Here is a 26,471-nt window from a genome sequence, read left to right as displayed (position 1 = left end):
TAACCTTTTCTGGGCATAAAAAAGCGGCAATGGCTTTCTGACCATTACCGTTTGTCTTGTGTTTTACCCGGCCCTTTTTATCATTTCTAAAATTTCTTCAGGGCTTTTGCCCGATTTAGAAATGAATTTTTGCAGTTCCTCCAGCTTTTTTTGTTTCTGCTGATTTAAAATAGTTTCTTTTCGTTTATTGAATCCTTCGATTTTTTTATCGATTTTTATTTTTCTGGATTCCAGTTTCGCGATTTCTTCATCCAGAATTTGAAGTCTTTCTTCCTCTGTTTTCTGTGTTCCGCGGGACATAACGATCAGCTCCTTGATTTTAATTATTTCCTTGAATTAATTATATTCAATGATAAGCAGGTTTATACATTTCAGAAAGTCCGTTCATTGAAAGAAAATCGCTGAAACAACTATTTTCGAAAAAACGGTGATCAGCTGAAAAGAGGGAACTTCCATTTATGAAAATTTTAGTTTATGGCGCCGGGGTCATCGGCAGTTATTTAGCCCATGTGCTCTGCACGGCGGGACATGACGTTTCCCTGCTGGCCAGGGGGAAACGCAAAGAGGAACTGCAGCAAAAAGGACTGGAAATTCACCATTACCTTCAGCATAAAATTACAGTCGATCATCCTCAAATCGTAGGGCGGCTGAAACCGGAAGAACATTATAACGCCGTCTTCGCCGTAATGCAGTACCAGCAAATGTGGACAATATTGAACGATCTGGCCGCCTGCGACAGTCCTCTGGTGATGCTGGTGGGCAACAATCCTTCTGCGGCTCAGATGGAACGGTACATACAGCAGCATAGTCCCGCACCAAAGACCGTCCTTTTCGGATTCCAGGCGACCGGGGGCCGGCGGGAAAACGGCGCAGTCATCTGTGTCCGTCCGGGTGCCGGGGGATTGGAATGCGGCGCCCTGCACAGCGAGCCGGATGAAACGGATAAAGCCAGACTGGCTAAAATCTTTGCCGGAACAAAATATCAGCCGTCGTATTCCTCCGACATGGACGCCTGGTATCAGTGCCATCTGGCCATGGTCCTGCCCGTCGGGTATGTGTGCTATGCCAATGGATGCAACCTGAAAAAGGCTTCCGCGGCCCAGCGGCGGCAGATGGTGACGGCTGTCCGGGAGGGCTACGGCCTGCTTCAGGCTCTGGGGTATCCCGTTCTGCCGGAGGGCTGTGAGAAGTATCTCGGGAAAGGTCTCCGGCGATGCTTTTTGTCTGTCTTGCTCTGGATAATGGCCAAAACCGGCATCGGCCGTCTGGCCGCCAGCGATCACTGCCGTTGTGCCTTAACGGAAATGCAGGCGCTCGACAAGGCATTTCGTGCCATGCGGACCCGAAAGCCGGATTTTCCCATGCCGGTGTGGAGCGAACTGGAGCGGCATATGCCTTCAAAAAATCAATAATATCAAATATTTATAACAAACCTCCCTTTGCCGAAATCAGTGCGGATTTTTCAACCGCGCTAAGGAAAGGGAGGTTCTTTTTTGAACAGATACATGTTCTGATACGATTTAGGAAAGCTGATGGTACAGCCTTCGGATATCTCAAATTCATCTTTTCGCAATCTTTATATGATTGGTCAAATCCTAACGGCACCCTTACCATCCCAATGCTATACTGTCAAAAGAAACGGAGGGATATCATTTTGCAGGTTATTGTTGGAATAACGGGATTCATTTGTGCGGCACTATTGATTTATCTAATTACTATTCTGTTTAGGAGCGATAAAGTATGAATGGAGAAATACTGCAGGCGGTGCTTTGCCTTGTCCTTCTGGTTGTTCTGGCCATCCCGCTTGGCGGCTATATTGGAAAGGTAATGAACGGCGAAAAAGTCTTTTTGTCCCGGATGATGCAACCGGTGGAGGGCTTTTTCTACAAAACGCTGAATATCGACCGGGACGAGCAGATGGGGTGGAAAAAATACGCCGGAGCAGCCCTCATTTTCAATCTGTTCGGGTTTCTGGCGGTTTTCTTACTGAATCTTTTACAGGGCCTTTTCCCGCTGAACCCGCAGCATTTTGGAGCGGTCCCATGGGATTTGGCATTTAACAATGCCGTCAGCTTTGTTACCAACACAAACTGGCAGGCTTATTCCGGGGAAAGCTCCATGAGCTATTTCACGCAGATGCTCGGTTACACGGTGCAGAACTTTTTATCCGCCGCGACAGGAATCGCCGTTCTGTTCGCCTTGATCCGCGGCTTTGTGAAGGTGCAGGAAACCGGGCTCGGAAGCTTCTGGACGGATCTTACGAGAAGCGTTCTGTATATTTTGCTTCCGCTTTCTCTGGTCGTATCCGTTGCGCTGGTGTCACAGGGCGTCGTTCAGAATTTCAACAGCTATGACCAGGTCGACCTTGTGCAGCCGATTACCCTTGCGGACGGTACCGTCATTACCAGTGAGGTGGTGCCGCAGGGTCCAGCGGCAAGCCAGATCGCCATTAAGCAGCTGGGGACAAACGGCGGCGGCTTTTTTGGTGTGAATTCAGCGCATCCGCTTGAAAACCCGACGGCGGCATCGAATCTGATTGAATTGATTTCCATCCTGCTGATTCCCGCGGCGCTGTGCTTTACATTCGGACGAAATGTGCAGGATAAGCGGCAGGGGACGGCTCTGTTTCTGGCAATGTTTCTTGTCCTGTCCGTCTGCCTGGGCGTCGTTCTTTTCAATGAAATGCAGGCGACGCCTCAGCTTGCCCAAAACGGAGCGGTGAACACCTCCTTTGCCGGTCAGTCGGGCGGCAATATGGAAGGGAAAGAAACGCGTCTCGGCATTGCCGCTTCCGGCACATGGTCGGTCTTTACCACGGCTGCCTCAAACGGCTCCGTCAACGCCATGCACGACAGCTTTACGCCGATCGGCGGGCTGGTTCCCATGCTGCTGATTCAGCTTGGAGAAGTGATTTTCGGCGGCGTCGGTTCCGGCCTGTACGGCATGCTTGGATTTGCGATCTTCACCGTATTCATCGCCGGTCTGATGGTCGGCAGAACGCCGGAGTATCTGGGGAAAAAGGTGGAACCGTACGAAATGAAAATGGCGGTTCTGCTCTGCCTTGCGACGCCGGTGGCCATTCTGGTCGGCAGCGGGGTGGCCTGTATGGTCCCCGGTATTTCATCCACGCTGACCAACACGGGGGCGCACGGATTCTCGGAGATTCTGTATAATTTTACGTCGGCGGGCGGAAACAACGGCTCCGCTTTCGCGGGAATGGCTTCGAATACGCTGTTTATGAATCTTTCCACCGGAATCGTCATGCTTTTTGCCCGGTATGTCCCGTTGGTGGCCGCGCTTGCCATGGCCGGCTCTCTGGCGCAGAAAAAGAAAGTCGCGGTTGGCGCGGGCACTCTGCCCACCCATGACGCCATGTTTGTGGGACTGCTGATTTTTGTCATTCTTCTGATTGGCGCACTCAGCTTTTTCCCGGCTCTGGCGCTTGGGCCGGTGGCCGATTTTTATCAGATGGTTGGCTAAGGAGGTGCCGTATGAATACAAAACAAAAAAATGCTTTTGCTGATAAGAAAATGGTCGGCCGGGCCATTCAGGATTCCTTTGCAAAATGCAATCCCAAAATACAGGTGCAGAACCCGGTTATGTTTATTGTCTATGTCGCGGCGGTCCTGACAATGGCTCTTTACTTTGCCTCGCTGTTTGGGTTGAAGGACGCGCAGCCGGGCTTTATTCTGGCGATTGCAATCATCCTTTGGTTTACCGTGCTGTTCGCAAATTTTGCGGAAGCCGTTGCGGAGAGCCGCGGAAAGGCGCAGGCGGATTCGCTGCGCGCCGCGAAAAAGGACGTTCCTGCCAGTAAGATTCCGTCGCCGGAGCAAAGGGACCAAATTGAAAAAGTTTCTTCGTCTGAGCTGGTCAAGGACGATATCGTGATTGTGAAGGCCGGGGAGCAGATTCCCGCGGACGGCGAGGTCATCGACGGCGCGGCCTCGGTGGATGAAAGCGCGATCACCGGCGAATCCGCCCCGGTCATCCGGGAAAGCGGCGGCGACCGCAGCGCGGTGACGGGGGGAACCACCGTTATTTCCGACTGGCTGGTCGTCCGCGTTACCAGCGAGGCGGGGGAAAGCTTTCTGGACAAGATGATTGCCATGGTGGAAGGCGCTTCCCGCAAAAAAACGCCGAACGAGATCGCGCTTCAGATTCTGCTGGTCGCTTTAACGATTATTTTCCTGTTGGTCACGGCGGCGCTGTACCCCTATTCGGCGTTTGCCGCCGGGCAGGCGGGAATCCGGAACCCAAGCTCCATCACCGCGCTGATTGCGCTTCTGGTATGCCTTGCCCCGACCACGATCGGCGCGCTGCTTTCCTCCATCGGCATTGCGGGCATGAGCCGCCTGAATCAGGCCAATGTGCTTGCCATGAGCGGCAGGGCGATCGAAGCCGCTGGAGACGTGGATATCCTGATGCTGGATAAAACCGGCACCATCACGCTGGGGAACCGCCAGGCCGCGGAGTTTATTCCCGTAGACGGGGTGGAGATCAGGGAACTGGCCGATGCCGCGCAGCTGTCCTCTCTGGCGGATGAAACGCCGGAGGGCAGAAGCGTTGTCGTTCTCGCGAAAAGGGAATTCGGCATCCGCGGGCATGAATTCGGCGGCCAGTCCCCCAAGTTTGTCCCGTTCACTGCGAAAACAAGGATGAGCGGCGTGAATCTTCCGGGCATGGAAATCCGCAAAGGCGCGGCGGACGCGGTAAAGGAGTATGTGCAGGCCCAGAACGGCATCTACTCCAAAGAATGTGAGGAAGCGGTCAAAAAGATTGCCAACAGCGGGGGAACGCCGCTGGTTGTTGCCAAAAACGGCAAAATCATGGGGGTCATCCATCTGAAGGATATCATCAAAAGCGGTGTAAAGGAAAAATTTGCCGACCTGAGAAAGATGGGAATCAAAACGATCATGATTACCGGCGACAATCCCATGACCGCGGCGGCTATTGCCGCGGAGGCAGGGGTGGACGACTTCCTGGCGGAGGCGACGCCGGAAGGCAAGCTGCAGATGATCCGGGATTTTCAGAAGCAGGGGCATCTGGTCGCCATGACGGGCGACGGTACGAACGACGCCCCCGCGCTCGCTCAGGCGGACGTGGCGGTGGCTATGAACACCGGGACACAGGCGGCGAAGGAAGCGGGCAATATGGTTGACCTGGATTCCTCGCCGACGAAGCTGATCGACATTGTCCGCATCGGAAAACAGCTCTTAATGACCAGAGGTTCGCTGACGACCTTCAGCATCGCAAATGACGTGGCGAAGTACTTCGCCATTATTCCCGCCATGTTCATGACCCTGTACCCCGGTCTTGCGGCGCTGAATATCATGGGACTTCACAGCGCCGACACAGCGATTCTGTCCGCGATTATTTACAACGCGCTGATTATTGTCGCTCTGATCCCGCTTGCGCTGAAGGGCGTGAAATACCGCGAGGTCCCCGCCAAAAAGCTGCTTTCCCGGAACCTTTTCCTCTATGGGCTCGGCGGTCTTGCGGCGCCGTTTGTTTTTGTCAAACTCATTGATGTTTTACTGGCCCTGTTCGGCGTTTCTTAAGGAGGAACCTTTTCATGAAACTGATAAAATCCGTTTGGTCAAAGGCACTTGTCGCGTTGTTGCTTTTTACCCTGCTGTGCGGGCTGATTTATCCGCTGGCCGTTACAGGAATTTCGCAACTCCTGTTCCATAATCAGGCAAATGGCAGTATAATTGAAATTGACGGAAAGAAATATGGCAGCGCGCTTCTGGCGCAGCAGTTTACGGGCGACGGTTATCTTTGGGGACGCATCATGAATCTGGACACAAAGACGTGCACCGATTCTAATGGAAAAGCAATGCTGTACGCTTCGCCGTCAAATCTGAGCCCGGCCAGCGACCGGTATCAAGAGTTGGTAAAAGAACGGGTGGAGAAAATCCGGGCCGCGCATCCGGAAAAAAGGGACACCCCTATTCCGGAGGACCTTGTCACCTGCTCCGGCAGCGGGCTCGACCCCGATATTTCCCCCGCGGCGGCGGAGTATCAGGTGGAGCGGATCGCCAAAGCGAGAAATATGCCGGTGCAGCAGGTCCGCGACATTGTCGCCAAATATACGAACGGAAAATTTCTGAAAGTGTTTGGGGAAGATACGGTCAATGTCCTAAAGGTCAACCTGGCGCTTGACGGTATTTTAAAATAAAACGAGGTGGATGGAATGAGCGGCGAGCGTCCGACTCCCGAGACTTTGCTGAAAAAGATCAACGATCATGAGGGGAAAGCCAAACGGGGAACACTCAAAATCTTTTTCGGTTACGCGGCCGGCGTGGGAAAAACCTACGCCATGCTGGACGCCGCCCGTTCCGAGCAAAAGGCCGGGGTGGACGTGGTTCTGGGGTATATCGAACCGCATTCCCGCCCCGATACCATGTCTCTGGCGCAGGGGTTTGAAGACATCCCTGTTAAAAAGGTCGCTTACCGGGGGATTGTGCTGAATGAATTTGATTTGGACGCGGCGCTGAAACGCAGGCCGGAACTGATTCTGGTGGACGAGCTTGCCCATACCAACGCGTCGGGATGCAGGCACATTAAGCGTTACGACGATATTGAGGAGCTTTTGAACGCCGGAATCAACGTTTATACCACGCTGAACGTACAGCATTTGGAAAGCCTGAACGATATTGTCGCCTCCGTCACCCACATTACGGTGAAGGAAAGGGTGCCGGATTTTATCTTCGACAGAGCCACGCAGGTGGAGCTGGTCGATATTGAGCCCGATGTTTTGATCGAGCGTTTAAACGCCAGAAAAATTTATAAGGAAACGCAGGCAAAACGCGCGCTGCGCCATTTCTTCACGCGGGACAACCTTGTGGCCCTGCGCGAGATCGCGCTGCGCAGAATCGCGGACAAGGTGAACAGGGAAGTGGAATCAAACCGGGCGGAAGTCCGGGACGCTCCCTATTATACGGGCGAGCACATCCTTGTCTGTCTGAGCAGCTCTCCCTCCAACGCGAAGGTGATCCGTACCGCTGCCCGGTTCGCAAGCGCGTTCCACGCTTCCTTTACGGCGCTTTTTGTGGAAACGCCGCACACGAAGGAATTAAACGACAAAAACAGGGTGCGCCTGCGTGAAAATCTGAAGCTCGCCGAACAGCTCGGGGCGAAAATCGCAACCGTTTACGGCGACGACGTGGCATACCAGATTTCGGAGTACGCCAATGCCGGCGGCGTGTCAAAAATCGTCATGGGGCGTTCCAACAATAAGCCCGGACTCTTCTTTGCAAAACCGAATTTTGTGGAGAGGCTTACCTCGCTGGCGCCCAATATGGACGTATACATCATCCCGGACAATTTGCCGCCCCACCGTCCGGAAACGGTCCGAAGACACATTCAGGAGCATTTTCATCTATCCGACCTGCTGAAAATGGCCGGGATTTTAGCATTGTGTACTTTTGTCGGGATTCTTTTTTCCAGCCTTCATTATGTTCAGATCAATATCATCACCATTTATATTTTAGGCGTCCTCATTATTTCCAATCAGACGAACGGCAGAATCTACGGCTTGGGCTCCTCCGTTTTAAGCGTGCTGATTTACAATTATGTGTTTATTGAACCGAGGTTCACCTTTAACGCCTATGGCACGGATTATCCGGTTACCTTCCTGATTATGCTGATTTCGTCCCTCATCACGAGTTCCCTTACCATGAGGGTGAAATATCAGGCGAAGGCTGCGGCCGTCACCGCGCACCGTACGGGGATTCTGCTGGAAACCAGCCGGAAGCTGCAGCGCGCGAATGAATTCCATGAAATTGTCGAGAAATCCTCACAGCAGATATCCAGGCTTCTGAACCAGTCGGTAATGTTTTTTGCGGTAAAGGACGGGGAGCTTCAAAAACCGTGGATTTACAGCGCCGACCCGTCCCATCCGCTGCCGGCGGAATATTCCGGTGAGGAAGAATATGCCGTCGCGGTCTGGGTCTACCATAACAGAAAGCCGGCGGGGATTTCGACGGATACGCTTCCGGGCGCAAAATCCCTGTATCTGCCCGTCAAGGGAAAGGATACGGTTCTGGCGGTCATCGGCATCCCGATGTGGAACAGGGAGGGGCTGGAGGTTTTCGGGCGTTCCCTTTTGGAAGGAATGATTTATGAAATTTCTTTCGCGATTGAAAAATATAATCTGAATGAAAAGCAGAATCAGGCGTCCATGAAAGCGGAAAAGGAGAGGCTGCGCGCAAATCTTCTGCGGGCCATTTCGCATGATCTGCGCACGCCGCTTACCAGCATCTCGGGGAATGCGAGCATCCTTTTATCGGAAGGAACCCAAATCGAAGAAGCACAGACACACAGGCTTCTCGAAAATATTTATGAGGATTCGCTGTGGCTGATCAATCTGGTTGAAAACATCCTTGCCGTCACCAGAATCGATGACGGACGGCTGAGCATTGAAACGCAGCCGGAGCTGGTGCAGGACCTGATTGCGGAAGCACTGCTCCATATAGACAGGCATGGCACGGAGCATCAGATCAGCACGGTTCTGGAGGATGATATGCTGATGGTCCGGGTGGACGCCCATCTGATCGTCCAGACGGTTATCAACATCGTGAACAACGCGATCACCTATACGCCGGCCGGTTCCCGGATCGTCATCCGCGCGTTCCAGCGAAAGCAATGGGTAATCATTGAAATTTCAGATAACGGGAAGGGAATCCCGGACAAGGACAAAAAGCAGATATTCGACATGTTTTATACGGCCAATAATGAAATCGGCGACAGCAGAAGAGGGCTCGGGATCGGGCTTTCCCTGTGCAAATCGATCGTCAACGCCCACGGCGGGGAAATTTACGTCAGAGATAACCAGCCGCACGGAACAGTGTTCGGCTTTTCTCTGCGGCTGGAGGAGATAGATCATCATGGATAAAACTTCGATTTTGGTTGTGGAAGATGATAAAGCGGTACGCAATCTGCTTACAACAACGTTAAACGCGTCCCATTCCTATTCGCTGCTGACTGCCTCCACGGGGGAGTCGGCAATTTCACAGGCCGCTTCCAAAAATCCGGACGTCATGATCTTGGATCTGGGACTTCCGGACATAGACGGCATGAAGGTGATCCGGAAAATCCGTACGTGGTCAAACCGTCCGATTATTGTGGTAAGCGCCAGAAGCGAGGACAGGGATATCATCAGGGCCCTTGACGCCGGCGCCGACGATTATCTGACAAAACCCTTCAGTGTGGAGGAGCTTTTGGCAAGAATCCGTGTCGCGGTCCGGAAAATGCAGTATGACAGCCGTCCCGTTCTGGACGAGGCGTCCTTTGAGAACGGAGCCTTAAAAATAGATTATTCCGCCGCATCGGTTTTTGTGGATGGACGGGAAGTTCATCTGACTCCTATTGAATATAAGCTGCTGTGCCTTCTGGCGAAAAATGTCGGCAAGGTGCTGACCTATCATTTTATCCTGACGAATGTCTGGCCAAATCCGCTGGAATCCGATTCTTCCCTGGTCAGGGTATTCATGGCGACGCTCAGAAAAAAAATAGAACCAGACCCCTCCAAACCGGTTTACATCCAGACGCGCATTGGCATCGGTTACAGGATGAGCCGGGTTATGGAGTAAATCTGGTTGCGGAAAAGAAGCGTCTTTAAAATTTACGGACAGATAATGCCGTAAGAGGACAGCGGATGGAGAAAGCGGTCAGGGTGCCGTTACGAAATATGGATGTTCACTCCGTTTACCTCGACGCCTTCGTCCGCGCGGATCAAAATGTATTTGGTGCCGTCGATGATCCGTGTTTCAACCAGGTCGTTGCGCTCCGGATTGACACGGATCGTCACGTCGGGAGTGCGGACCTCCAGCTGCTTTGTATCAATCAGATTCCGCGGACTGATCTCGGCATCGGCGCCGAACTCGGTGTCAAACTTTTCTTCAAAGGCGGTCACGCGGGCTTCGGAGACGCCGCAGGATTCCAGAATCCCCTTTACCGTTTTTTTGGAGACGGCCAGCGGCTCCTCTTCTTTATTGTTCTTGTGCTCCTCGATCATTTCGGACAACTGTTCCTGAACCGCCTGCACGACATCGAAGCTGCAGTCCTCGGCAACGGTATCCTCCAAAATGGCCTGGAAGGTTTCCTTCTGTGCGGCGGCGGGCATTGGAATCTCGCTTTTGAATACGGTGTCGACGAATTCCGTATGGTTCTCCGCAATGTTGCGGGAGTAGTAAAGGGCGTTGTAAATGTTGGCGCTGCGGTCGTTGAAAGCCGGAAACAGGAATCCAAGCTCCGGCGCCGACACGACCCAGTCCGTCCTGATGTTGCGGAAGCTGTTTTCGGAAACATAGTAGCCAAGCGCCGGTTTTGTTAATTTTACAGGGCAGATGCTGCACAGGAAGTACGAAAATACCTCCGGGGAATCCTCCTGCTTTTCTCCGTCTTTTGTATAGTAGGGAACATCGTACTGGTCGTAAGCCAGAAGAATCAGATAATGGCCCTCCATGTCGAGCGTCTGAATCACGCGTCCGTAAAATTCCCTCACGGCGTCATCGTTTTCCAGCGAGGAATCTTTGAGCGCCATCAGCAGCTTGTGCTCTTCGCCTGTCAGGACCTGCTGTGTCGCAAATTCAATGTCGATCAGGTTCTTTCCAATCGCCCCGGACAGCGTCTTCTTCAGAATGGCCAGCAGCTCTTCGGACTCCTCCTGGGGCATTAACCCCAGCGGTTGGCTAAACTCCGAAACAATTTCTTTCTGATCGTTGACGTAACAGCCGCGTATCCGGGTAATATTGCTCTTGTCCGGACGGAAGCGGCGGCGGATTTCTGCAATTTCTTTTTCGTTCATAGCATCCTCGTTCAATTCTATATGTCATTTGGTTCCAGTCACGTATTTTTAATTATATCACGGAGGAATGTGGTTGTCATCCCAACGAGGAAAGCTTTGACTGCTCTTCTTTTCGTCCCGGCTGCCGTGGCTTCCTCGGAACCTTGTACGTAAGGCTTCCCGGTCACCATCGTTTACAATGGAAGCGTTTCAGGAAAAGCCCGTCATCCCTGTGTAATCAGGATGACGGGCTTCCGCAATCTTATTTATGTTGAAAATCCGCGGTCGGCTGTTTTGAGCGGGCTCCGAATATGTGGAACCGTCCCTTATGCGGAGAACTATTCCTGCGTGGATGTGCTGATCACGCCCCGAAGCGCCCAGCGGTACTGCTCCTGGGAAGAAAAAAGATTGAGCTTCGCCTGATCGAGCGCGGCCTGCGCGCTGTCCAGGTCTGTCTGCGCGTTTTTCAGTTCGAGTGCCGAGGCGATCCCCAGTGTGTTCTGGAGCTTTACGGCGTCAAGCGTTTTCGTTTTCGCGTCGTAAGCCGCCTGCGCCGAGGCAAGGCGGCTCTGCTTTTCCGCCACGTCGTTGTACACCTGCTGGAAGGAAGCGTTGAATGTGTTCAGCGCAAGACTGTAATTCAGCGACGCTGCGCGATAGTCGTCCACTGTTGAATCCAGATCGGAATCCTTGTCGTCGTCGGCGATTTCCTTCGCCAGCTTTTTTTCTTTCAGCGTCCAGTTTGCGCTCTGCGCCGTCTGCCGGTCGGCCGCCTCGTTCATTGCGGCGGAGAAATTTGCATCCGGCGACGGTGCGGAAGAAATCGAGAGGTCGTAATCGGACGAGTATCCCAGAAGCACCTGAAGATTGTTTTTCACCGTCCGCATCTGGTTTGCCAGCGCGGTGAGGGTATCCGCCAATGTGTTTTTCTGCTGCCGGGCGTTGAGCAGGTCGGTCTGCGTAATGAGGCCGAGGTCGGCTTTCAGCTGCGTGATTTTCAGCGTGTCGTCCAGCGCCTGCTGCTGCTTGAGCAGCTGATTGCGCTCGGCGTTCAGGTAGTGAAACGTCACATAAAGCTTCTGCGCCGTTACGACGATCTGCCCGGCCGCGTCGTTGCTGTTCAGACTGTCCAGCGTTTTTTCATTTGCGCGGATGGTCTGATTGCCCGAACGCACGAGAAACTCAATGTCCGCGTAATTTACATTTACGATCTGGGGAGCGGCTGTGACCGCGTCGGAGGCCGTGTCGGCGAGCGCGGGAACCGGGGTTCCCGCCAGAAGAAAAACGGACAGCAGCCCTGCGGTGATTTTTTGAAAGTTCATAAGGCTTCCTCCCTTTGCAATAAAAATTTTGTCTGATCACTGTGAAGAAAATTATTGTTTGGAATATTTATTTTGAAAAATAAACATCCACGGTGTAACCCGGCTTCAGCAGGCCCTTCGGATCGTCGGGCTTTACCAGCACGCGCACGACGCGCTTGCCGTCCTTCTCCACGGCCAGGTCGGGAATCTGTGTAACCGTGCCGGTGAGCGAGGCGTCCGGGGCCGAGGTTGGCACGATCCTGACGGTTTCGCCGGCTTTCACGCTGCCGATAAATTCTTCGTCAACCTCCGCGCTGATGGCGATGGAGTCCGCGTCGATGATCTGGAGCACCTTGGTCGGCGCGCCCTGTACGCCTAAATGGGCCACGCTGCTGACCGTGATATTCTGTACGATTCCGTTTTTGATATCGGAGATGATCTGGTTCCCCTTGAAATAGGTTTTTGCGGTTTTGGCCGTCATGGCGTCCAGATCCACCTGTGCGGAGGAGACGCCGCCCTGCTGTTTCGCGATATTCGCGGTGTTGCCGAGCTTTGCCTGTGAAAGCTGCGCCTGCTTGGATTTGAGCGAGACGTTCAGCTGGTCAAGCTCGTCTTTCAGGGTGTTTTTGGTTTTTTGCAGGGTTTCTGTGGCCTGGGTCACGGCGTCCTTATACTGGTTCAGCGTTTCCTTCGAGGCCCCGCCCGCGCTGTAGAGCGCCTGGTAGTTCGAGAGGTTGCGCTTCGCGGTGTCGAGCTGTGTTTGAGCGAGCTTCAAATCGGGGCTCGTGCCCTTGTTATATTCCGTCGTTTTGCGCGCGATTTGGCTCTGTGTCTGGGCAATGTCGGTCTCCAGAGCGGCGGTGTCCTGCGTGGCGGCGGGCAGCGCCGCCTGGTTTGCGGCTAATTGCTGCTTCAGCTTCTCGACATTTCCGCTGTATTCGGAAAGGTCCAGCGTTACGAGCGGCTGGCCGAGCGTGACCCGCTCGCCCTCCTTCACCAATACATCCGTCACGATCGACGGGAAGTCGACGCTGATGTCCTCCATGCGGGTGTATTTCACCTCGCCCCACGCGTCGATCTCTCCGGCCCGATCTGCCGAAGCCGCAGAATCCGTCTTCTGCGGAGCAGTGGGGACGTTTTTCTGGTGAAAAAAGATTCCGAGTGCGACGAAGAGCACGGCGAGCGCGCACGCCCCGGCCAACGCCGTTTTTTTATGCGATAAAATCCAGCCCTTCACTGGTAAAAACCAATCCTTCATGGGTTCCTCCATCTATTTTTATTCGACGCTTTTCAGCGCTTCAAGCATATCGATCTGTTTCATTTTCCGGGCTACGACGTTGTTGACGACCCAGGCGAAGCACAGGGTCAATATCCCGGCAATCAGCACATCCGGAAGCGTGATGTTGCCCAGAAGGTCCATCTGTTCCCCCATTTTGCTTGCGATCAGCCACGACAGATACCGCCCAACGGGGATACCGGACAGCATCCCGAGCAGCACGGAAAAATAATTTTCAACCAGCACCAGATTCTGAATTTCCCGGTGGCGGAAGCCGAGCACCCGCAGCGTCGCAAGGTCGCGGATCCGCTCGGCAAAATTGAGGATGCCGGTATTGTACAGCACCACAAATGCCAGTGCCGCGCCCATAATGATCATCATGATCACCGCGAGGTTCACCACCTGTGTGCTGGAAGCAAGACCGGACTGCTGGCTTTCACGCGTCGTCGCGTCCGCCACCGCGTCGCTTGCGAGGAACTTCTCATCCGGCGCGCCGTTCCATTTCACGAGCAGAGCTGTCGGCTTGAAGGTCTCCCCGAGGGATTTCCAGTAAGTATCGGTCATGTAAATTCCCTGGCCGGAGGCAAAGTAGGCCGTCTGTACAATCGGCACGGAGACATATCCTTCGTTCGTGCGCTTGATCCGGATGCTGTCTCCCGGCTGGACCCCGAGCGTCTCGCACAGCTTGCGGCTCATGAGGATCCCGTTTTCCGGCAGGGAAACGGGATTCCTGGCAGCGTCCTGCAGATGGATCAGGGGGCTGTCGCCGGTTGTGATGGTGATCGGCTCCATTTTCCGTTCGCCGCCCGGGGAGATCACCCCAATGGCGGATTCCTCCAGCTGCTGTATGACCCCGTCCAGCCCCAGGTTGCCAAGGTAACGGGAATCGGTCTTTGTAGTGTCGAGGATGATCTTCTGATCATAGACAAAGGTGGACTCATACATTTGCTCGTTGATCCCCGAAAGCATGCTTCGGACTCCCAGCGCCGCAATAATCACGCCGGTGCAGCCCATAACGCCAATGGTGCTCATGATGAGACGGCTCTTGTTCTTCAGAGTGTTCCGCGCAATCAGCTTGCTGCTGAACTTCATTTTCCGCCAGAGGGAGGGGAGAGTTTCCAGAAAGATGTGATCTCCTTTGTTCGGCGGCTTTTCCCGGAGAAGCACCGCAGGGGTGTCCCCCTGGAGTTTCCAGCAGGCGTAAAACGAAATGCCTCCCGTGCACAGAAGGATCAGAAGGAGGGCAAACGCAAAGTGCGCAAAATTGACGCTGATACGGTAGTCGGCAAACGCCAGCTTCATCCGCGGCACCAGCAACCTGCCAAAGATGTTTGGCCCCGCCGCAAGGCCGGTGAGCGCGCCGAGCACGCCGATCATGACTCCGTAGGAGGTGTAATGCCAGAGGATGCTCCGTTTGCTGTAGCCCAGAGCCTTCAGGATCCCGATCTGCCCGCGCTGGTTTTCCACCAGCCGTGTCATCGTACTCTGCGTGATCAGCGCGGTGATGAGAAAAAACAGAAGCGGGAATACGACGGAGAGCGATTTGATCTGCTGAATCCGGCCGCTCACACCGCTGACGCTGCTGTTGTCTTTCTGAAGGGTCATGCCGATGAGGTCGTCGCCGATGACGGTGTTCGCTTTTTGTTCTACCTGTATCAGATCGGTACCCGGTGCGGCTTTTACGCTGATCTGGTTGTAGACTTTCTGTCCGTAAACGCTCTCCAGCACGCCGGAACGTATCACCGCAAAACCGTATGCGGCCGGATCCGGCATGACAGTGGCGGAGTTTTTCAGGGCAAAAACCTGCTCGCTGTTCAGCGCCAGCCCGTCGATCGGCAGGCGCAGCCAAACGCCGTTCAGCCTGATGGAGATCCGGTCACCGATTTTCAGGTTGTGCGCCTTGGCAAAGGCGCTGTCCAGCACCGCGCCGCCGCTTTTGCTGAATTTTCCCTCCTGCATCTCCGGCTGGTCAAGAGTGCTGCGGTCACTGAGCGCGTAAATGTGCAGGGTGGGGTTGCCGGGCAGATCCGTATCCGCGTCGGCGGAAAAGCGCTTCTCCACCTGCGTCACCCCGTCGATCTGACGGATGCCCCAGAGCTGCTGTTCCGAGGGATTCTGCACGGTCACCCAAAAATCGGAAAGGTTTGTCGCGCGGTACATGGCGTCCGCGTGGTTCTGAACAGTGAACCAGATGCTGTCGAGGCCCGTCATCAGGGAAACGGCCAGCGCCGCCATAATGAAAATCGAGATAAACTGTGCTTTGGACTTCTTCATGTCGCGCAGGGATTTTCTGAACAGGGCGCCCTTCACCATAGGATTTCCTCCACGTCTTTGGGGTGCTCGTGGAACTCCGTTTCAGCGATTTTTCCGTCCCTCATATGCAGCACCGTCTGAGCCATCTCAGAAATCGGCGCGTTGTGCGTAACGATGATGACCGTCTTGCCAAGGTCGTTCGCAACGTCACGAATGAGCCGAAGAACTTTTCGCCCTGTTTCGGAATCCAGCGCGCCGGTCGGTTCGTCGCACAGTACGATCTGCGGGTTCTTTGCCAGTGCCCGCGCGATAGAGACACGCTGCTGCTCGCCGCCCGACATCTGGCTGGGGAAATTGTCCATCCGTTTTTCAAGACCGACTCGCCGCAGCATTTCGCGCGCGTCGAGCGGCTCGGGACAAATCTCCTCTGCGAGCTGCACATTTTCCAGTGCCGTCAGATTCGGCACCAGGTTGTAAAACTGGAATACAAAACCGATCTGTGTGCGGCGGTAGTCGGTAAGCTCTCGCTCCGACATACCGGAGACCTCGCTTCCGTTGACAATAATCCTGCCGGCTGTCGGCGAATCCATGCCGCCCAGCATGTTGAGCACCGTGGTTTTTCCCGCGCCGCTCTGTCCGAGCACCACGTTGAATGTGCCGCTGCCGAGGCTGAAGCTGATGCCGTCCACCGCTTTGATCACGGCGTCTCCGACGCGATACTCCCTTTCCACGTTTTCAAATGTGATAAAATCCATGAATGATCTCCCTTGTTATGTAACTGCTTCTATTAAAATGTCGGATCTTTGCATCCTGACCCGGGTGGGACCAATTCTACGGCCCGATGTTGAGATGCCCGATCACATATCCTTACACATGATGATTGTCTTGACCGGCAATGTTCCAGAATTCTCCCTGGGAAAACCATGCTCATTCTTGACATTCAGCCAGAAACTTATTATAATGACACTGTGTTTATTTTGCAACCATCAGATGCTTATAGATTGTAATGTTTACAACAAAATATTGTGAAACTGTTGATTTCAGAACAGAATCCATTGCATTCGATTGTTAAATGAGGGGAAGAGACGCGCTTTATGAAGGAAATGAAAGAGAGCCGAAAAACACGTTATACGCGTATGACTTTGCAGGACAGCCTGTTTGAGTTAATGGAGAAAAAGCCGATTACAAAAATCACCATTAAAGAGCTGTGTGAAAATGCGGACATCAACCGTACGACTTTCTATGCGTATTATACCGACCAGTACGACCTCCTTCGCAAAATTGAGGACGAGACTCTTTCCTGGGTGAAGGAGACGCTTACCAATCTGATCGGTAAAACGGACAAATACGAATCGATGGAGGTCCTCGAAGGGATTTTCCAATACTTTGCTGAGAACAGGAAGCATATTCAGGTCCTGATGAGTGAGCAGGGCGATATCGATTTCCAGAAGCAGCTGTTCACCCTGATCTATCAGGAATGCGGGATCTCTCCCTCAGCCACAGCGGATGCGAATGTAAGCATCAAAGAGGACTATTTCGTATTTGTCGTAAACGGGAGCATCGGTCTGATACAGTACTGGCTTAAAAACGGCCTGAACAGGTCCGTGAAGGAAATGGCTGAAATTATTTACAGCATGTCTTCCCAGATCAGGTAAACGGCTATGGCCCCGGACCTGTATTTATAAAAGATTGCATGATAAAACAGCACCCCCATCGTTATTCAGTACGTCATACTGTCTAACGATGGGGGTGCTGTTCAGCAACGCTGTCCCGGGTGCGTTCCTATTTTTTATCAACGCCGCTCAGCTCAGCCATTTTTGTTCGAGAGCAGTCATCATCTCTTCGTATTGCTCCGCGCATTGCTGCGGGTTTCCGTCCTCCAGCGATTTCAGACAGGGGGAGAGGTGGTTTTCCCAGATTTCCCGGTAGACGGCCTGACGGTTGTCCGCCCGGTCAATTCCGCTGACAATCATCGGGGCGAAAAGATAGTATTCGCCGATTTTGGCTTTGCCCTGTGGCGTGGCTGCAAGCCAGCCGTCGCGGAAACGGCGGAAAGCGTTCAGTTCCGGGCAGTCGTCTCCCTTGCCGAGCGAGGAGCAGACCGCGGTGGTGATAAAGCACAGCTTTTTTCGGAAGCCGCTGCTGATGGTGTCATAGTTTGATTTCCCGAGCGGATTTTTCGGATAATGTTCGTTCCAGACCTTTAAAAAGCTGTCCGCAAGCGCTTCGGCGGCGGGAGTATGCTGTTCCAGGATGGCGGGCACCGTAAAGGCCACAATCATGTAACGGTATTCAAAAAGCCGGGGGTCGCTTTCCTTTTTGATCCCGCTTTCTTCAATCTTTTTCTGAAAGCGGTCAAAGAGAACGTCCGCAAAGAAGCCGGGCGCTTCATCCTTGCCTGCCGCGGCAAGGCAGTATGCTTTCAAAGCGGGGGAAATCAGGTTGTTGTATTTTTCAAACGCGGCGGGATAAACGTTCTGCTTGACGTTTTTAAACCCGTTTTTCACGATGAAAATCTCGTCCTTTAAGAGGGAAAAGGCTTCCTCCATCAGCCTTTGATAGTCGTCGTCCGCTGCCGGTTCGGCTTTCAGGAGCAGCGATTTCACATGAATGGGCTGCGCGCAGTACATGCACACAATATCCTCTGCGTCCTCCGGCAGCTGCAGTTCTTTTTTGCAGTGAGGGCACAGTGCGGTAATATAATTCATTCGGCACCTCCGTCGCGGCTATGCTCCTGCGTATATTGTTTGATACGGTCGAAGCTTTCTTCGCTGATAATATGCTCAATACGGCAGGAGTCCTGCAGGGCGATGTCGCTGCTGACCCCGAGGGTCATTTCCAGAAACTGCGCAATCAGGTTGTGACGCTCGTACACGGAGCCGGCCTTTGCGCGCCCCAGCTCCGTAAGGACCAGATTGCCGTTCGGCTCCATGGTAAGGTAGCCCGCCTCTTTTAAAATGCTCATGGCCCGGCTGACGCTTGCCTTGGTAAAATCCAGGTAATTGGCAACGTCGATCGAACGGACGTATCCGTTTTTATTCTGTAAAATCAGTATGGTTTCAAGATAATTTTCGCCCGATTCCTGTATTTTCACCGGTATACCTCCTAAGTTGGCGCGAAAATGCGGTCCGTATTTTTTATATTGTAGCATTGTTCCTCAAAAATGACAAGCGTTATTGCGATTAGTTCATAATTTTCGCTATATTTTTCTGAGCGGTTTTATGTTAAAATATTAAAACGTATACTTTTCTATTTTCACATTGGAGGAACTATGATTACTGTATCCGATCTTGGCCTTGGGTTTAACGGCCAGAACCTGTTTTCACACGTCAATCTGCTTTTTACCGCCGGGAACTGCTACGGTGTCATCGGTGCGAACGGCGCGGGAAAATCCACCTTCCTGAAAATTCTTTCCGGCGAACTGGAGCCCACGAAGGGCGAGGTTGTCATTGACCCCCGTCTGCGGATGTCCGTGCTCAGGCAGGACCACCACGCCTACGACTCCTATACCGTTTTTGAAACCATCCTGATGGGCAACGCCCGTCTGTACGAAGTGAGGAAACAAAAGGACGCCATTTACGAAAAAGAGGACTTTACCGACGAGGACGGAATCCGCGCCGCGGAGCTGGAAGCGGAGTTTGCCGAGCTGAACGGCTGGGAGGCCGAAACCGAAGCGGGGAAGCTTCTGCAGGGGCTCGGCCTGGACAATGCGCTGCTGGATTCCGTGATGGGCGCCCTCACGGGAACGGAAAAGGTCCGCGTCCTGCTTGCCCGTGCGCTGTTCGGGCAGCCGGATATCATTCTTCTGGACGAGCCCACCAACGACCTCGACAACAAATCCATCGCCTGGCTGGAAAGCTTTCTGATGGATTATGAGGGAACGGTGATCGTGGTGTCCCATGACCGTCATTTTCTGAATAACGTCTGTACCCATATCGTCGACATCGATTTCAATAAAATCAGGATGTATGTGGGCAACTACGATTTCTGGTACGAGTCCAGCCAGCTGATGCAGCGCGTCATGCGCGACCAGAACAGGAAGGCGGAGGACAAAATCAAGGAGCTGCAGAGCTTTATCCAGCGCTTTTCCGCCAACAAGTCGAAATCAAAGCAGGCGACTTCCCGGAAGAAGCTGCTTGAGAAAATCTCCGTTGAGGAAATGCCCGCGTCTTCGCGCCGGTATCCCTACGTCGGCTTTACCATGGATCGTGAGCCGGGCAAGGAAATCCTTGAGGTCACGGACCTTTCCAAAACCGTCGACGGCGTAAAGGTGCTGAACAACGTCAGCTTCCGCGTAAACAAGGGCGACAAGATTGCCTTTGTCGGCTCCAATGAAATCGCCAACACCACGCTGTTTAAAATCCTGATGGAGGAGCTGGAACCGGACGAAGGCTCCTTCAAGTGGGGCGTTTCCACCAGCCAGTCGTATTTTCCCCAGGATAATTCCGCTTATTTCAACGGCTGTGAGGAAAGCATCCTCAAATGGCTGGAGCAGTATTCCAAAGATACGACGGAAACGTATCTGCGCGGCTTTCTCGGGAAGATGCTCTTTTCCGGCGAGGACGTTTTAAAGCCGGTGAACGTGCTTTCCGGCGGCGAAAAAGTGCGCTGCATGCTTTCGCGCATGATGATGTTCGGCGCCAATGTCCTTGTGGTGGACCAGCCGACCAACCATCTGGACCTGGAGTCCATTACCGCCGTGAACAACGGCCTGACGGACTTCAAGGGCGTGGTGCTGTTTGCTTCCCACGACCACCAGTTTGTCCAGACCATCGCGAACCGCGTGATCGAAATTACGGAAGACGGCGTCATCGACCGTGTTTCCACTTATGACGAATATCTGGAAGCGCGCGACGGCATCCTCTCTTAAATCTGTCTGTAAAAAGCCGGGGTGGACAAATCAAAAAGGTCCGCCCGGCCATACCGCTGCGGAAGGGGACGGAAAGATGGCAAGCGGTGACTTTCTTTTAAAAATCAATGCCAGGTACAACCTTTTTACAAAGGCCGAAAAAAAGGTGGCCGATTATGTTCTGCAGGACCCGAAACGGGTTTTGTTCCTGTCCATCACCGGCCTTGCGGAAGCGTGCGGGGTGGGGGACACCAGCGTGTTCCGGTTCTGCAAGACCATGCAGCTCCAGGGCTACCAGGAGTTTAAAATGCTGCTTTCGCTGAGCATCTCGGAGGATGAGGACAGCAGCCGGATCGCCTCCATGCTTTCGGGCAGAATCACGCAGGAGGACACCCTTGAAGACGTAGCCAAAAAGGTGCTGCAGACCAATATCAACGCGCTGAACGAAACGTATTCGCTGCTGGATTTTCAGGAGCTGTCCTTAACCATTGATTATATGATCGGGGCGAAGCAGATTTATTTTTTCGGCGTGGGATCGTCCCTGCTGACCGCTATGGACGCGGTGGACAAATTTGTCCGGATTACGCCGAAGGTCCACAATTATGCCGACGCGCATTTACAGGCAATGGCGGCTTCCATCCTTTCGCCGGAGGATCTGGCGTTTGTCATTTCCTATTCCGGCGCCACAAAGGACACCATCCAGGTGGCACAGCAGGCAAAGAAAGCGGGCGCCAGGGTGGTCTGTATCACCCGGTTTGCAAAATCGCCGCTGACCGCATCTTCCGATGTGGTGATTTTGTGCGGCACGAACGAGGGTCCGCTCCAGGGCGGTTCCACGTCGGCCAGAATCAGCCAGATGCTCCTGATCGATCTGATCTATATGGAGTATTTCAAACGGACCTATGATGAGAGCAGCGCCAACAAACAGAAAACCACCGGTTCCGTTTTGAAGAAGCTCTATTGAGCAGAGGTTCTATTGACAGAATACCTTCGCCGGGTTGCGGGGGTATTTTTTTACCCTTTTCTCAAAATTAACAGCACGTTCACAGAATTTTGGTTGAAATCCGGTATCCAAAAAGTTATACTGTAAAAATATCAACAAATGTTTATTATCATGAAAAGTTTATTAAGGGTGTGTGAAATGGCGAATCAGCAGGCCGATGAAGACCTTTTTCATTTTCTGGTTTGTGTCCACAGGGCGTTGACAAAGCCTTTTGAAGATCGTTTCAGGGGAAAATTCACAAGTCTGCAGTTGAACGCGCTGTGCGTTTTGTGCGCCAGCGGGCCGATGACGATGAGCGAGCTGGCCGCCAGCCTGCATACGCCGCGCCAGCAGATGAGCCGCATGATCGAAAAGCTGTATGAGGAAGGCCATATTGTGCGGAGCCTGGACGCAAAGGACAGACGAAAAATACGGATTTCCGTTTCGGAAACCACCGCAAGGGAAATCCACAACGGACGCGAAAAATTTGACGAAGCGCTGAAATCGGCTATGGATGGCTTCAGCGAAGCGGATTATAAGGATTTTAGCGCCGCGGTTCGCATTGTTAACAGAATTCTCACCAAAATTCCCCAAAAGGAATAGCGTATAATGTAAAGAAAAGGAGATATGAAACATGGAGAAAAAGGCAAACGCAGATTTTTTCACGGTAACTCCCGAAATTCTGGAGCTGACGGACCTTTGTAAAAGCCACAGTACGATCAAACCCTCCCTGTTTGCCCAGTACGACGTGAAGCGCGGCCTGCGCGATATTAACGGAAAAGGCGTCCTGACCGGTTTAACCGAAATATCGGATATCATTTCTTCGAAGGAAGTCGACGGCAAAAGCGTGCCCTGCGAAGGGGAGCTGTATTACCGCGGCATCAATATTCAGGATATTGTGCGCGGCTTTATCGCGGAAAACCGCTTCGGATTTGAGGAGACGACCTATCTGCTCCTGTTCGGCGAACTGCCGGAAGAGGGCAGGCTGCAGGAATTCAAAAGGCTCCTTTCCAAATACAGAACCCTGCCCACCAACTTTGTGCGCGACATTATTATGAAAGCACCGTCGTTCGATATGATGAATACGCTGGCGAGAAGCGTCCTCACTCTTTACGCCTACGATGAAAGGCCGAACGATACCTCGCTGCCGAATGTGCTGCGCCAGTGCCTGGAAATGATCGCGCTTTTCCCGCAGCTCGCGGTTTACGGCTATCAGGCCTACGCCCACGACATGGACCCGAACTACAGCTTCTTTATCCATGCGCCCAAGCAGGAGCTCTCCATGGCGGAAAATATTCTGTACATGCTTCGAATCGACAATCAATACACCGCCTTGGAAGCCCGCATCCTTGACCTTGCGCTTGTTCTGCACGCCGAGCACGGCGGCGGCAACAATTCCAGCTTTACCACCCATGTGGTCGCGTCCTCCGGTACGGACGCCTACTCGGTCATTGCGGCGGCGCTCAGTTCGCTCAAGGGACCGAAGCACGGCGGCGCAAACATCAAGGTCGTGATGATGTTTGAGGATATGAAGCAGAATATCGACGACTGGGAGGACGAGGACAAGGTAGCCGACTACCTGAGCAGGCTGCTGAATAAGCAGGCGTTTGACCGGGCCGGCCTGATTTACGGGATGGGCCATGCGGTTTATTCCCTTTCCGACCCGCGCGCGAATATTTTCAAGAAGTTTGTCAGGAGCCTTTCCGAAGAAAAGGGCCTTACCAAGGAATACAAGCTCTATTCTCTGGTTGAGCGGCTGGCGCCGGAGGTGATCGGGCGCGAGCGCAAAACCTATAAGGGCGTCAGCGCGAACATTGACTTTTACAGCGGGTTCGTCTACCATATGCTCGGCCTGCCGCCGGAGCTTTTCACCCCCGTTTTCGCCATGGCGCGTATCTCCGGATGGAGCGCGCATTTACTGGAAGAGCTGATCAACGTCGGCAAGATCATCCGCCCCGCGTACAAGAGCATCTCCGCCCACAGGGAGTATGTTCCCCTCCACGAAAGATAAGCGCTTATTTACGGATAAATCCTGAGAAATTCAAACGGCTGACCTTCCGCGAACCGGAATGCCAGCCGTTTTTGTACGATAAGGTTTTGCCCGCATGGGAAGTCCCCGAAAAAGCCGGTGGGATTTTTTGGCTTTATCGGCCGGCTTTGGTCTCTTCCGCTTCAAATTTGATTTTGTCTCCCATGACCTCGTTCTGAAGAAAAGCCTTGCAGCGGCCCGCCGTGGGCGTGCAGTTGATTCCGCAGAGAGGGCCGCAAAGCTCCCCCGGCCTGCTGCTGCGGAAATTCTTTTCAATCGCTCCCAGCACTTCGTGATAGGGAACGAGAGGGTCGATTCCGCTGAGTGCCAGATCCGCGTAAAGGGGCGCGGTCACCGCTGCGCGAATCGTCCGCGTGATGCAGGGAAATTCAAGGCCGCCGGGAATGGGGTCGCAGGGGATTCCAAGGTTGGCCTGCAGCGCCATGGATGCGGCATGCTCGACCTGTTTTCCGTCGCCCCCCGCCATCCAGGTGACCGCGCCGGACGCCATTGCGCAGCAGACCCCGGACTCTCCGACACAGCCGACCTCGCCGGTCGCGTTGGTGTGCGTATAGGCCAAAGCGCCCAGCCCCGCCGCCACGACCAGTCCCTCGATCATCTTCCGGTGGGAAAAACCTCTTGCCTCCCGCACGGCGTCCAAAGCGGAAAACAGGTATCCTCCTCCGGTTCCCATGGGGCCGGGTACAATCCGTACGCCCGGCAGCTTTGCGTTGGTCGAAAAGGCGTGTACCAGAATATGGCGTGTAATCGGGTCCGACAGCGTCTGATGGTTCTGCATGTATGTATTCCACTGCCTGCCGTAAATAGGCAGCATCGGAGTGTCCTTTGCATTGTCGTAGCCGATGGTCTCCAGCGCATGGATCTGGTGGTTTAAAATATCCGCGATATTTTCAAAATACTGCCAGATGGTTTCATCCGTCCATCCGGAAAAATCCTTTTCGTATTCAATGGCGGCCTGAACAAAGGAAATTCCCCGCTGTTCCGCCACCCGGCGCCATTCCTCCACTGTTTTAAAAAGCTGCGGCTTTCTTTTCGCGTTGGTGACGACCGGAAGAAGGGCGGGGAATACCCGGACCTGTGTGCCGGGGCCGAAATGCCGCAGCAGCTCGCCGGGCTCCGGGTTTTCGGAGAGCTCAAGGAATGCGGCGCTCGCGCCGTCCTTACGGGCGATGCGTTCCGAAGTAAGAAAAGCTTCCCCCGCGCTTTGCTCAAAGCCGCGCAGCTGTTCCTCCGGAATGTCCTGCCCGGCGTTTTGCAGCAGCACGCCGAAGGTATCCGCCCGCCAATGAATGGGGAAGCCGGAAATTTCATAGGTCGCCACCATGCCGCCGCCGACTGATTTTGCGGTGAGGGAAGCGGTGTCCCCGCCGGTTCCCGTCAGCTCGAAGTGAACGCTTCCGGGATATGCGTTATCCGCTTCCAGCTCCCCGAATTCATACGATATCTTTTTTTCCCGGGCAAGCTCGTGCGCGGAAAACAGACGCACGTCGTCCGTGGCAAAATCCTGCAGGCCGCCCAAATAGCCCCGGTCGTCCATCATATTTCCCAGATTCAGCATATGGTGGTCGCCGGGATTGAACAGGATGCGCACCCGTTTCGGTTCACTGAGCAGCGTATGACGGGCGATCCGTCCCACCCGGCTGGTGCCCGCGAAGCTTCCGCTGGAACCGGGCTGCATAATCGGCCCGAATACGTCGTTAAAAAAATCAGGATAAAAAATCTTTCCCATGTTACCTGTCCTCTCCGCTGTTGATTCTTGTAAGCGCCCTTTCCCCAAGGGCGGAAAGCAGCTTTGCCGCGCCCGTCAGCCCGCTCCGGTCCGCTTTGAACGAAGGATTGTGCAGCGGGGCGGTATCGCCCACCCCGATCATCCAGAACGCCCCTCTGATTTTTTCCTGATAGCAGGAAAAATCCTCGCCTCCCATGGAGGGGACCGCCTCCTGTGTGCGCAGTCCCAGAGCCTGTGCGGTGTCTTTTACAAAAGCCGCCAGCTCTGCGTCGTTGTTTGTGGCGGGACAGCCGGGGTACCAGTGAAACCGGACGGACGCGCCGGATACCGTCGCGATTCCCTCGCAGATTTCCTTCATCCGGCGGACGATCTTTTGCCGGATGGCTTTGTCCAGCGTCCGGACGGTTCCTTCCAGCTGGGCGGAGGACGGGATCACATTCCACGTGCTGCCCGCTTCCACTCTGGTTACGCTGATGACGGCGCGGTCGAACGCGGAAAGACTGCGGCTCACGATAGTCTGAAAAGCGCCGGTCAGCTGGGAAGCCGCGAGGATCGGATCAATGACCAGCTCCGGGTGAGCCGCGTGGCCGCCCAGACCCGTTACATCCACAACAAACCGGTCGACCGCCGCATGGTCGGCCCCGGCCGTCACCGCAACCGTACCGGCCGGCAGGCCCGCCGCCACATGCAGTCCGTAGATTTCCTCCACGTCGTCCAGAGCTCCCGTTTTCAGGACATGCTCCGCTCCGTGCTCCGCTTCCTCCGCGGGCTGGAACAGAAGCTTTACGGTACCCTCCAGATCCGCCTCCTTCTGTTTCAGGAGCAGGGCGGCCCCCAGCATCGCCGTTGTATGGAAATCATGCCCGCAGGCGTGCATTTTTCCCGGGTTTTCAGACCGGTACGGAACATCCGCCGCCTCTTCGATCGGAAGAGCGTCGATGTCGCAGCGCAGCGCCACTACGGGCTTCTCTTTTTTTCCCCGAAGGACGGCGACAAGGCCGGTTTGCAGTCCGCTGTCCAAAATTTTCACGCTGTTTTCCGTCAGAATCCGTTTGATATACGCCGTGGTTTCAAATTCCCTGAGCGCCGTTTCGGGGTGGCGGTGGAGCCACGAAAAATGCTCTTCCAGCGTATTCTGTAATGTCTTTTCGTCCATATTTCTTCCTTTCCCGAATCTTTGCTTTCCTATATAAAAAGCCGATAGGAGATTTTCCTACAGGCTTTTAAAATCATTCTGTC

The 26,471-nt window shown here is 53.8% G+C and carries 21 protein-coding genes; 11 read left to right on the top strand and 10 right to left on the bottom strand.

Annotated elements, in window-relative coordinates; translation table 11 throughout:
• Positions 1-63 precede the first annotated feature (63 nt).
• Complete coding sequence (locus VXK30_RS11990; RefSeq protein WP_275713856.1) at positions 64-300, bottom strand: hypothetical protein; 237 nt, start codon at positions 298-300, stop codon at positions 64-66.
• 158 nt (positions 301-458) lie between these two features.
• On the opposite strand from VXK30_RS11990, the gene VXK30_RS11985 reads away from it, so the two are divergent.
• The 6 genes from VXK30_RS11985 to VXK30_RS11960 all read left to right on the top strand — a co-directional run bounded on the left by VXK30_RS11985 (position 459) and on the right by VXK30_RS11960 (position 9,596).
• Complete coding sequence (locus VXK30_RS11985; protein ID WP_275713855.1) at positions 459-1,412, top strand: ketopantoate reductase family protein; 954 nt, start codon at positions 459-461, stop codon at positions 1,410-1,412.
• Positions 1,413-1,740: 328 nt separating this feature from the next.
• The gene (kdpA, locus tag VXK30_RS11980; RefSeq protein WP_275713854.1) at positions 1,741-3,480 is read left to right on the top strand and encodes a potassium-transporting ATPase subunit KdpA; all 1,740 of its coding nucleotides are present in this window, start codon (positions 1,741-1,743) and stop codon (positions 3,478-3,480) included.
• Between the two features lie 11 nt (positions 3,481-3,491).
• Positions 3,492-5,561 (top strand): potassium-transporting ATPase subunit KdpB, encoded by a 2,070-nt coding sequence (kdpB, locus tag VXK30_RS11975; RefSeq protein ID WP_275713853.1) that lies wholly within the window; start codon positions 3,492-3,494, stop codon positions 5,559-5,561.
• Between the two features lie 14 nt (positions 5,562-5,575).
• Positions 5,576-6,181 carry a potassium-transporting ATPase subunit KdpC gene (kdpC, locus tag VXK30_RS11970; protein WP_275713852.1) on the top strand — a complete coding sequence of 202 codons (606 nt, stop codon included), beginning with the start codon at positions 5,576-5,578 and terminating at the stop codon, positions 6,179-6,181.
• A 15-nt stretch (positions 6,182-6,196) separates the two neighbouring features.
• Entirely contained in the window at positions 6,197-8,899 is a 2,703-nt protein-coding gene (locus VXK30_RS11965) for a sensor histidine kinase (protein WP_275713851.1), read from the top strand.
• Positions 8,892-9,596, top strand: coding sequence for a response regulator (locus tag VXK30_RS11960; protein WP_038325137.1), 705 nt, complete (start codon positions 8,892-8,894; stop codon positions 9,594-9,596). Before VXK30_RS11965 ends, VXK30_RS11960 begins: the two co-directional genes overlap by 8 nt.
• An 89-nt stretch (positions 9,597-9,685) precedes the next feature.
• On the opposite strand, the gene VXK30_RS11955 is transcribed toward VXK30_RS11960, so the two are convergent.
• The 5 genes from VXK30_RS11955 to VXK30_RS11935 form a co-directional block, all read right to left on the bottom strand.
• Positions 9,686-10,813 carry a DUF4317 domain-containing protein gene (locus VXK30_RS11955; protein WP_275713850.1) on the bottom strand — a complete coding sequence of 376 codons (1,128 nt, stop codon included), beginning with the start codon at positions 10,811-10,813 and terminating at the stop codon, positions 9,686-9,688.
• A 317-nt stretch (positions 10,814-11,130) separates the two neighbouring features.
• Positions 11,131-12,114, bottom strand: coding sequence for a TolC family protein (locus tag VXK30_RS11950; protein WP_275713849.1), 984 nt, complete (start codon positions 12,112-12,114; stop codon positions 11,131-11,133).
• A 67-nt stretch (positions 12,115-12,181) separates the two neighbouring features.
• Complete coding sequence (locus VXK30_RS11945) at positions 12,182-13,351, bottom strand: HlyD family secretion protein (protein ID WP_275713848.1); 1,170 nt, start codon at positions 13,349-13,351, stop codon at positions 12,182-12,184.
• Between the two features lie 18 nt (positions 13,352-13,369).
• Positions 13,370-15,682 (bottom strand): ABC transporter permease, encoded by a 2,313-nt coding sequence (locus VXK30_RS11940; RefSeq protein ID WP_275713847.1) that lies wholly within the window; start codon positions 15,680-15,682, stop codon positions 13,370-13,372.
• Positions 15,676-16,377: an ABC transporter ATP-binding protein gene (locus tag VXK30_RS11935; protein WP_275713846.1), complete on the bottom strand. Its 702-nt coding sequence runs from the start codon at positions 16,375-16,377 to the stop codon at positions 15,676-15,678. The genes VXK30_RS11940 and VXK30_RS11935 overlap by 7 nt, the downstream gene beginning before the upstream one ends.
• Before the next feature lie 339 nt (positions 16,378-16,716).
• Between VXK30_RS11935 and VXK30_RS11930 the strand changes: the two genes are divergently transcribed.
• Positions 16,717-17,277, top strand: coding sequence for a TetR/AcrR family transcriptional regulator (locus tag VXK30_RS11930; RefSeq protein WP_275713845.1), 561 nt, complete (start codon positions 16,717-16,719; stop codon positions 17,275-17,277).
• A 147-nt stretch (positions 17,278-17,424) separates the two neighbouring features.
• Here VXK30_RS11930 and VXK30_RS11925 read toward each other — a convergent pair whose 3' ends face one another.
• On the bottom strand, positions 17,425-18,330 hold the full coding sequence (locus VXK30_RS11925; RefSeq protein ID WP_275713844.1) for a CFI-box-CTERM domain-containing protein: 906 nt from the start codon (positions 18,328-18,330) through the stop codon (positions 17,425-17,427).
• Positions 18,327-18,716: a metal-dependent transcriptional regulator gene (locus VXK30_RS11920; protein WP_275713843.1), complete on the bottom strand. Its 390-nt coding sequence runs from the start codon at positions 18,714-18,716 to the stop codon at positions 18,327-18,329. Before VXK30_RS11920 ends, VXK30_RS11925 begins: the two co-directional genes overlap by 4 nt.
• Positions 18,717-18,893: 177 nt before the next feature.
• Here VXK30_RS11920 and VXK30_RS11915 point away from each other — a divergent pair, with 177 nt between their 5' ends.
• From VXK30_RS11915 to VXK30_RS11900, 4 genes are all read left to right on the top strand, one after another.
• Positions 18,894-20,492, top strand: coding sequence for an ABC-F family ATP-binding cassette domain-containing protein (locus tag VXK30_RS11915; RefSeq protein WP_275713842.1), 1,599 nt, complete (start codon positions 18,894-18,896; stop codon positions 20,490-20,492).
• Positions 20,493-20,568: 76 nt separating this feature from the next.
• Positions 20,569-21,435, top strand: coding sequence for a MurR/RpiR family transcriptional regulator (locus VXK30_RS11910; RefSeq protein ID WP_275713841.1), 867 nt, complete (start codon positions 20,569-20,571; stop codon positions 21,433-21,435).
• 177 nt (positions 21,436-21,612) lie between these two features.
• Positions 21,613-22,056, top strand: coding sequence for a MarR family winged helix-turn-helix transcriptional regulator (locus VXK30_RS11905; protein WP_275713840.1), 444 nt, complete (start codon positions 21,613-21,615; stop codon positions 22,054-22,056).
• A 31-nt stretch (positions 22,057-22,087) separates the two neighbouring features.
• Positions 22,088-23,464 (top strand): citrate/2-methylcitrate synthase, encoded by a 1,377-nt coding sequence (locus tag VXK30_RS11900; RefSeq protein ID WP_275713839.1) that lies wholly within the window; start codon positions 22,088-22,090, stop codon positions 23,462-23,464.
• A 133-nt stretch (positions 23,465-23,597) separates the two neighbouring features.
• Here VXK30_RS11900 and VXK30_RS11895 read toward each other — a convergent pair whose 3' ends face one another.
• Both VXK30_RS11895 and VXK30_RS11890 read right to left on the bottom strand, forming a co-directional pair.
• Positions 23,598-25,232, bottom strand: a complete 1,635-nt coding sequence (locus VXK30_RS11895; protein ID WP_275713838.1) for an L-serine ammonia-lyase, iron-sulfur-dependent, subunit beta — start codon at positions 25,230-25,232, stop codon at positions 23,598-23,600.
• Between the two features lies 1 nt (position 25,233).
• A complete protein-coding gene (locus VXK30_RS11890; RefSeq protein WP_275713837.1) occupies positions 25,234-26,388 on the bottom strand; it encodes an amidohydrolase in 1,155 nt (384 codons plus the stop codon).
• Positions 26,389-26,471: the final 83 nt, after the last annotated feature.

The sequence above is a fragment of the Caproiciproducens sp. CPB-2 genome (assembly GCF_036287215.1).
In the GTDB taxonomy this organism is placed as follows: Bacteria; Bacillota; Clostridia; order Oscillospirales; family Acutalibacteraceae; genus Caproiciproducens.
Note: the sequence above shows the minus strand (reverse complement) of the source record. Positions and strands in the feature narration are given on the sequence as shown.

Bases quoted from the DNA above. Each gene is read 5' to 3' on its own strand.
- VXK30_RS11945 (WP_275713848.1), bottom strand. From the start codon at position 13,351: ATGAAGGATTGGTTTTTACCAGTGAAGGGCTGGATTTTATCGCATAAA.
- kdpC (WP_275713852.1), top strand. From the start codon at position 5,576: ATGAAACTGATAAAATCCGTTTGGTCAAAGGCACTTGTCGCGTTGTTG.
- VXK30_RS11900 (WP_275713839.1), top strand. From the start codon at position 22,088: ATGGAGAAAAAGGCAAACGCAGATTTTTTCACGGTAACTCCCGAAATT.
- kdpB (WP_275713853.1), top strand. From the start codon at position 3,492: ATGAATACAAAACAAAAAAATGCTTTTGCTGATAAGAAAATGGTCGGC.
- VXK30_RS11925 (WP_275713844.1), bottom strand. From the start codon at position 18,330: ATGAATTATATTACCGCACTGTGCCCTCACTGCAAAAAAGAACTGCAG.
- VXK30_RS11985 (WP_275713855.1), top strand. From the start codon at position 459: ATGAAAATTTTAGTTTATGGCGCCGGGGTCATCGGCAGTTATTTAGCC.
- VXK30_RS11990 (WP_275713856.1), bottom strand. From the start codon at position 300: ATGTCCCGCGGAACACAGAAAACAGAGGAAGAAAGACTTCAAATTCTG.
- VXK30_RS11910 (WP_275713841.1), top strand. From the start codon at position 20,569: ATGGCAAGCGGTGACTTTCTTTTAAAAATCAATGCCAGGTACAACCTT.
- VXK30_RS11915 (WP_275713842.1), top strand. From the start codon at position 18,894: ATGATTACTGTATCCGATCTTGGCCTTGGGTTTAACGGCCAGAACCTG.
- VXK30_RS11965 (WP_275713851.1), top strand. From the start codon at position 6,197: ATGAGCGGCGAGCGTCCGACTCCCGAGACTTTGCTGAAAAAGATCAAC.
- VXK30_RS11905 (WP_275713840.1), top strand. From the start codon at position 21,613: ATGGCGAATCAGCAGGCCGATGAAGACCTTTTTCATTTTCTGGTTTGT.
- VXK30_RS11950 (WP_275713849.1), bottom strand. From the start codon at position 12,114: ATGAACTTTCAAAAAATCACCGCAGGGCTGCTGTCCGTTTTTCTTCTG.
- kdpA (WP_275713854.1), top strand. From the start codon at position 1,741: ATGAATGGAGAAATACTGCAGGCGGTGCTTTGCCTTGTCCTTCTGGTT.
- VXK30_RS11895 (WP_275713838.1), bottom strand. From the start codon at position 25,232: ATGGGAAAGATTTTTTATCCTGATTTTTTTAACGACGTATTCGGGCCG.
- VXK30_RS11890 (WP_275713837.1), bottom strand. From the start codon at position 26,388: ATGGACGAAAAGACATTACAGAATACGCTGGAAGAGCATTTTTCGTGG.
- VXK30_RS11960 (WP_038325137.1), top strand. From the start codon at position 8,892: ATGGATAAAACTTCGATTTTGGTTGTGGAAGATGATAAAGCGGTACGC.
- VXK30_RS11935 (WP_275713846.1), bottom strand. From the start codon at position 16,377: ATGGATTTTATCACATTTGAAAACGTGGAAAGGGAGTATCGCGTCGGA.
- VXK30_RS11930 (WP_275713845.1), top strand. From the start codon at position 16,717: ATGAAGGAAATGAAAGAGAGCCGAAAAACACGTTATACGCGTATGACT.
- VXK30_RS11940 (WP_275713847.1), bottom strand. From the start codon at position 15,682: ATGGTGAAGGGCGCCCTGTTCAGAAAATCCCTGCGCGACATGAAGAAG.
- VXK30_RS11955 (WP_275713850.1), bottom strand. From the start codon at position 10,813: ATGAACGAAAAAGAAATTGCAGAAATCCGCCGCCGCTTCCGTCCGGAC.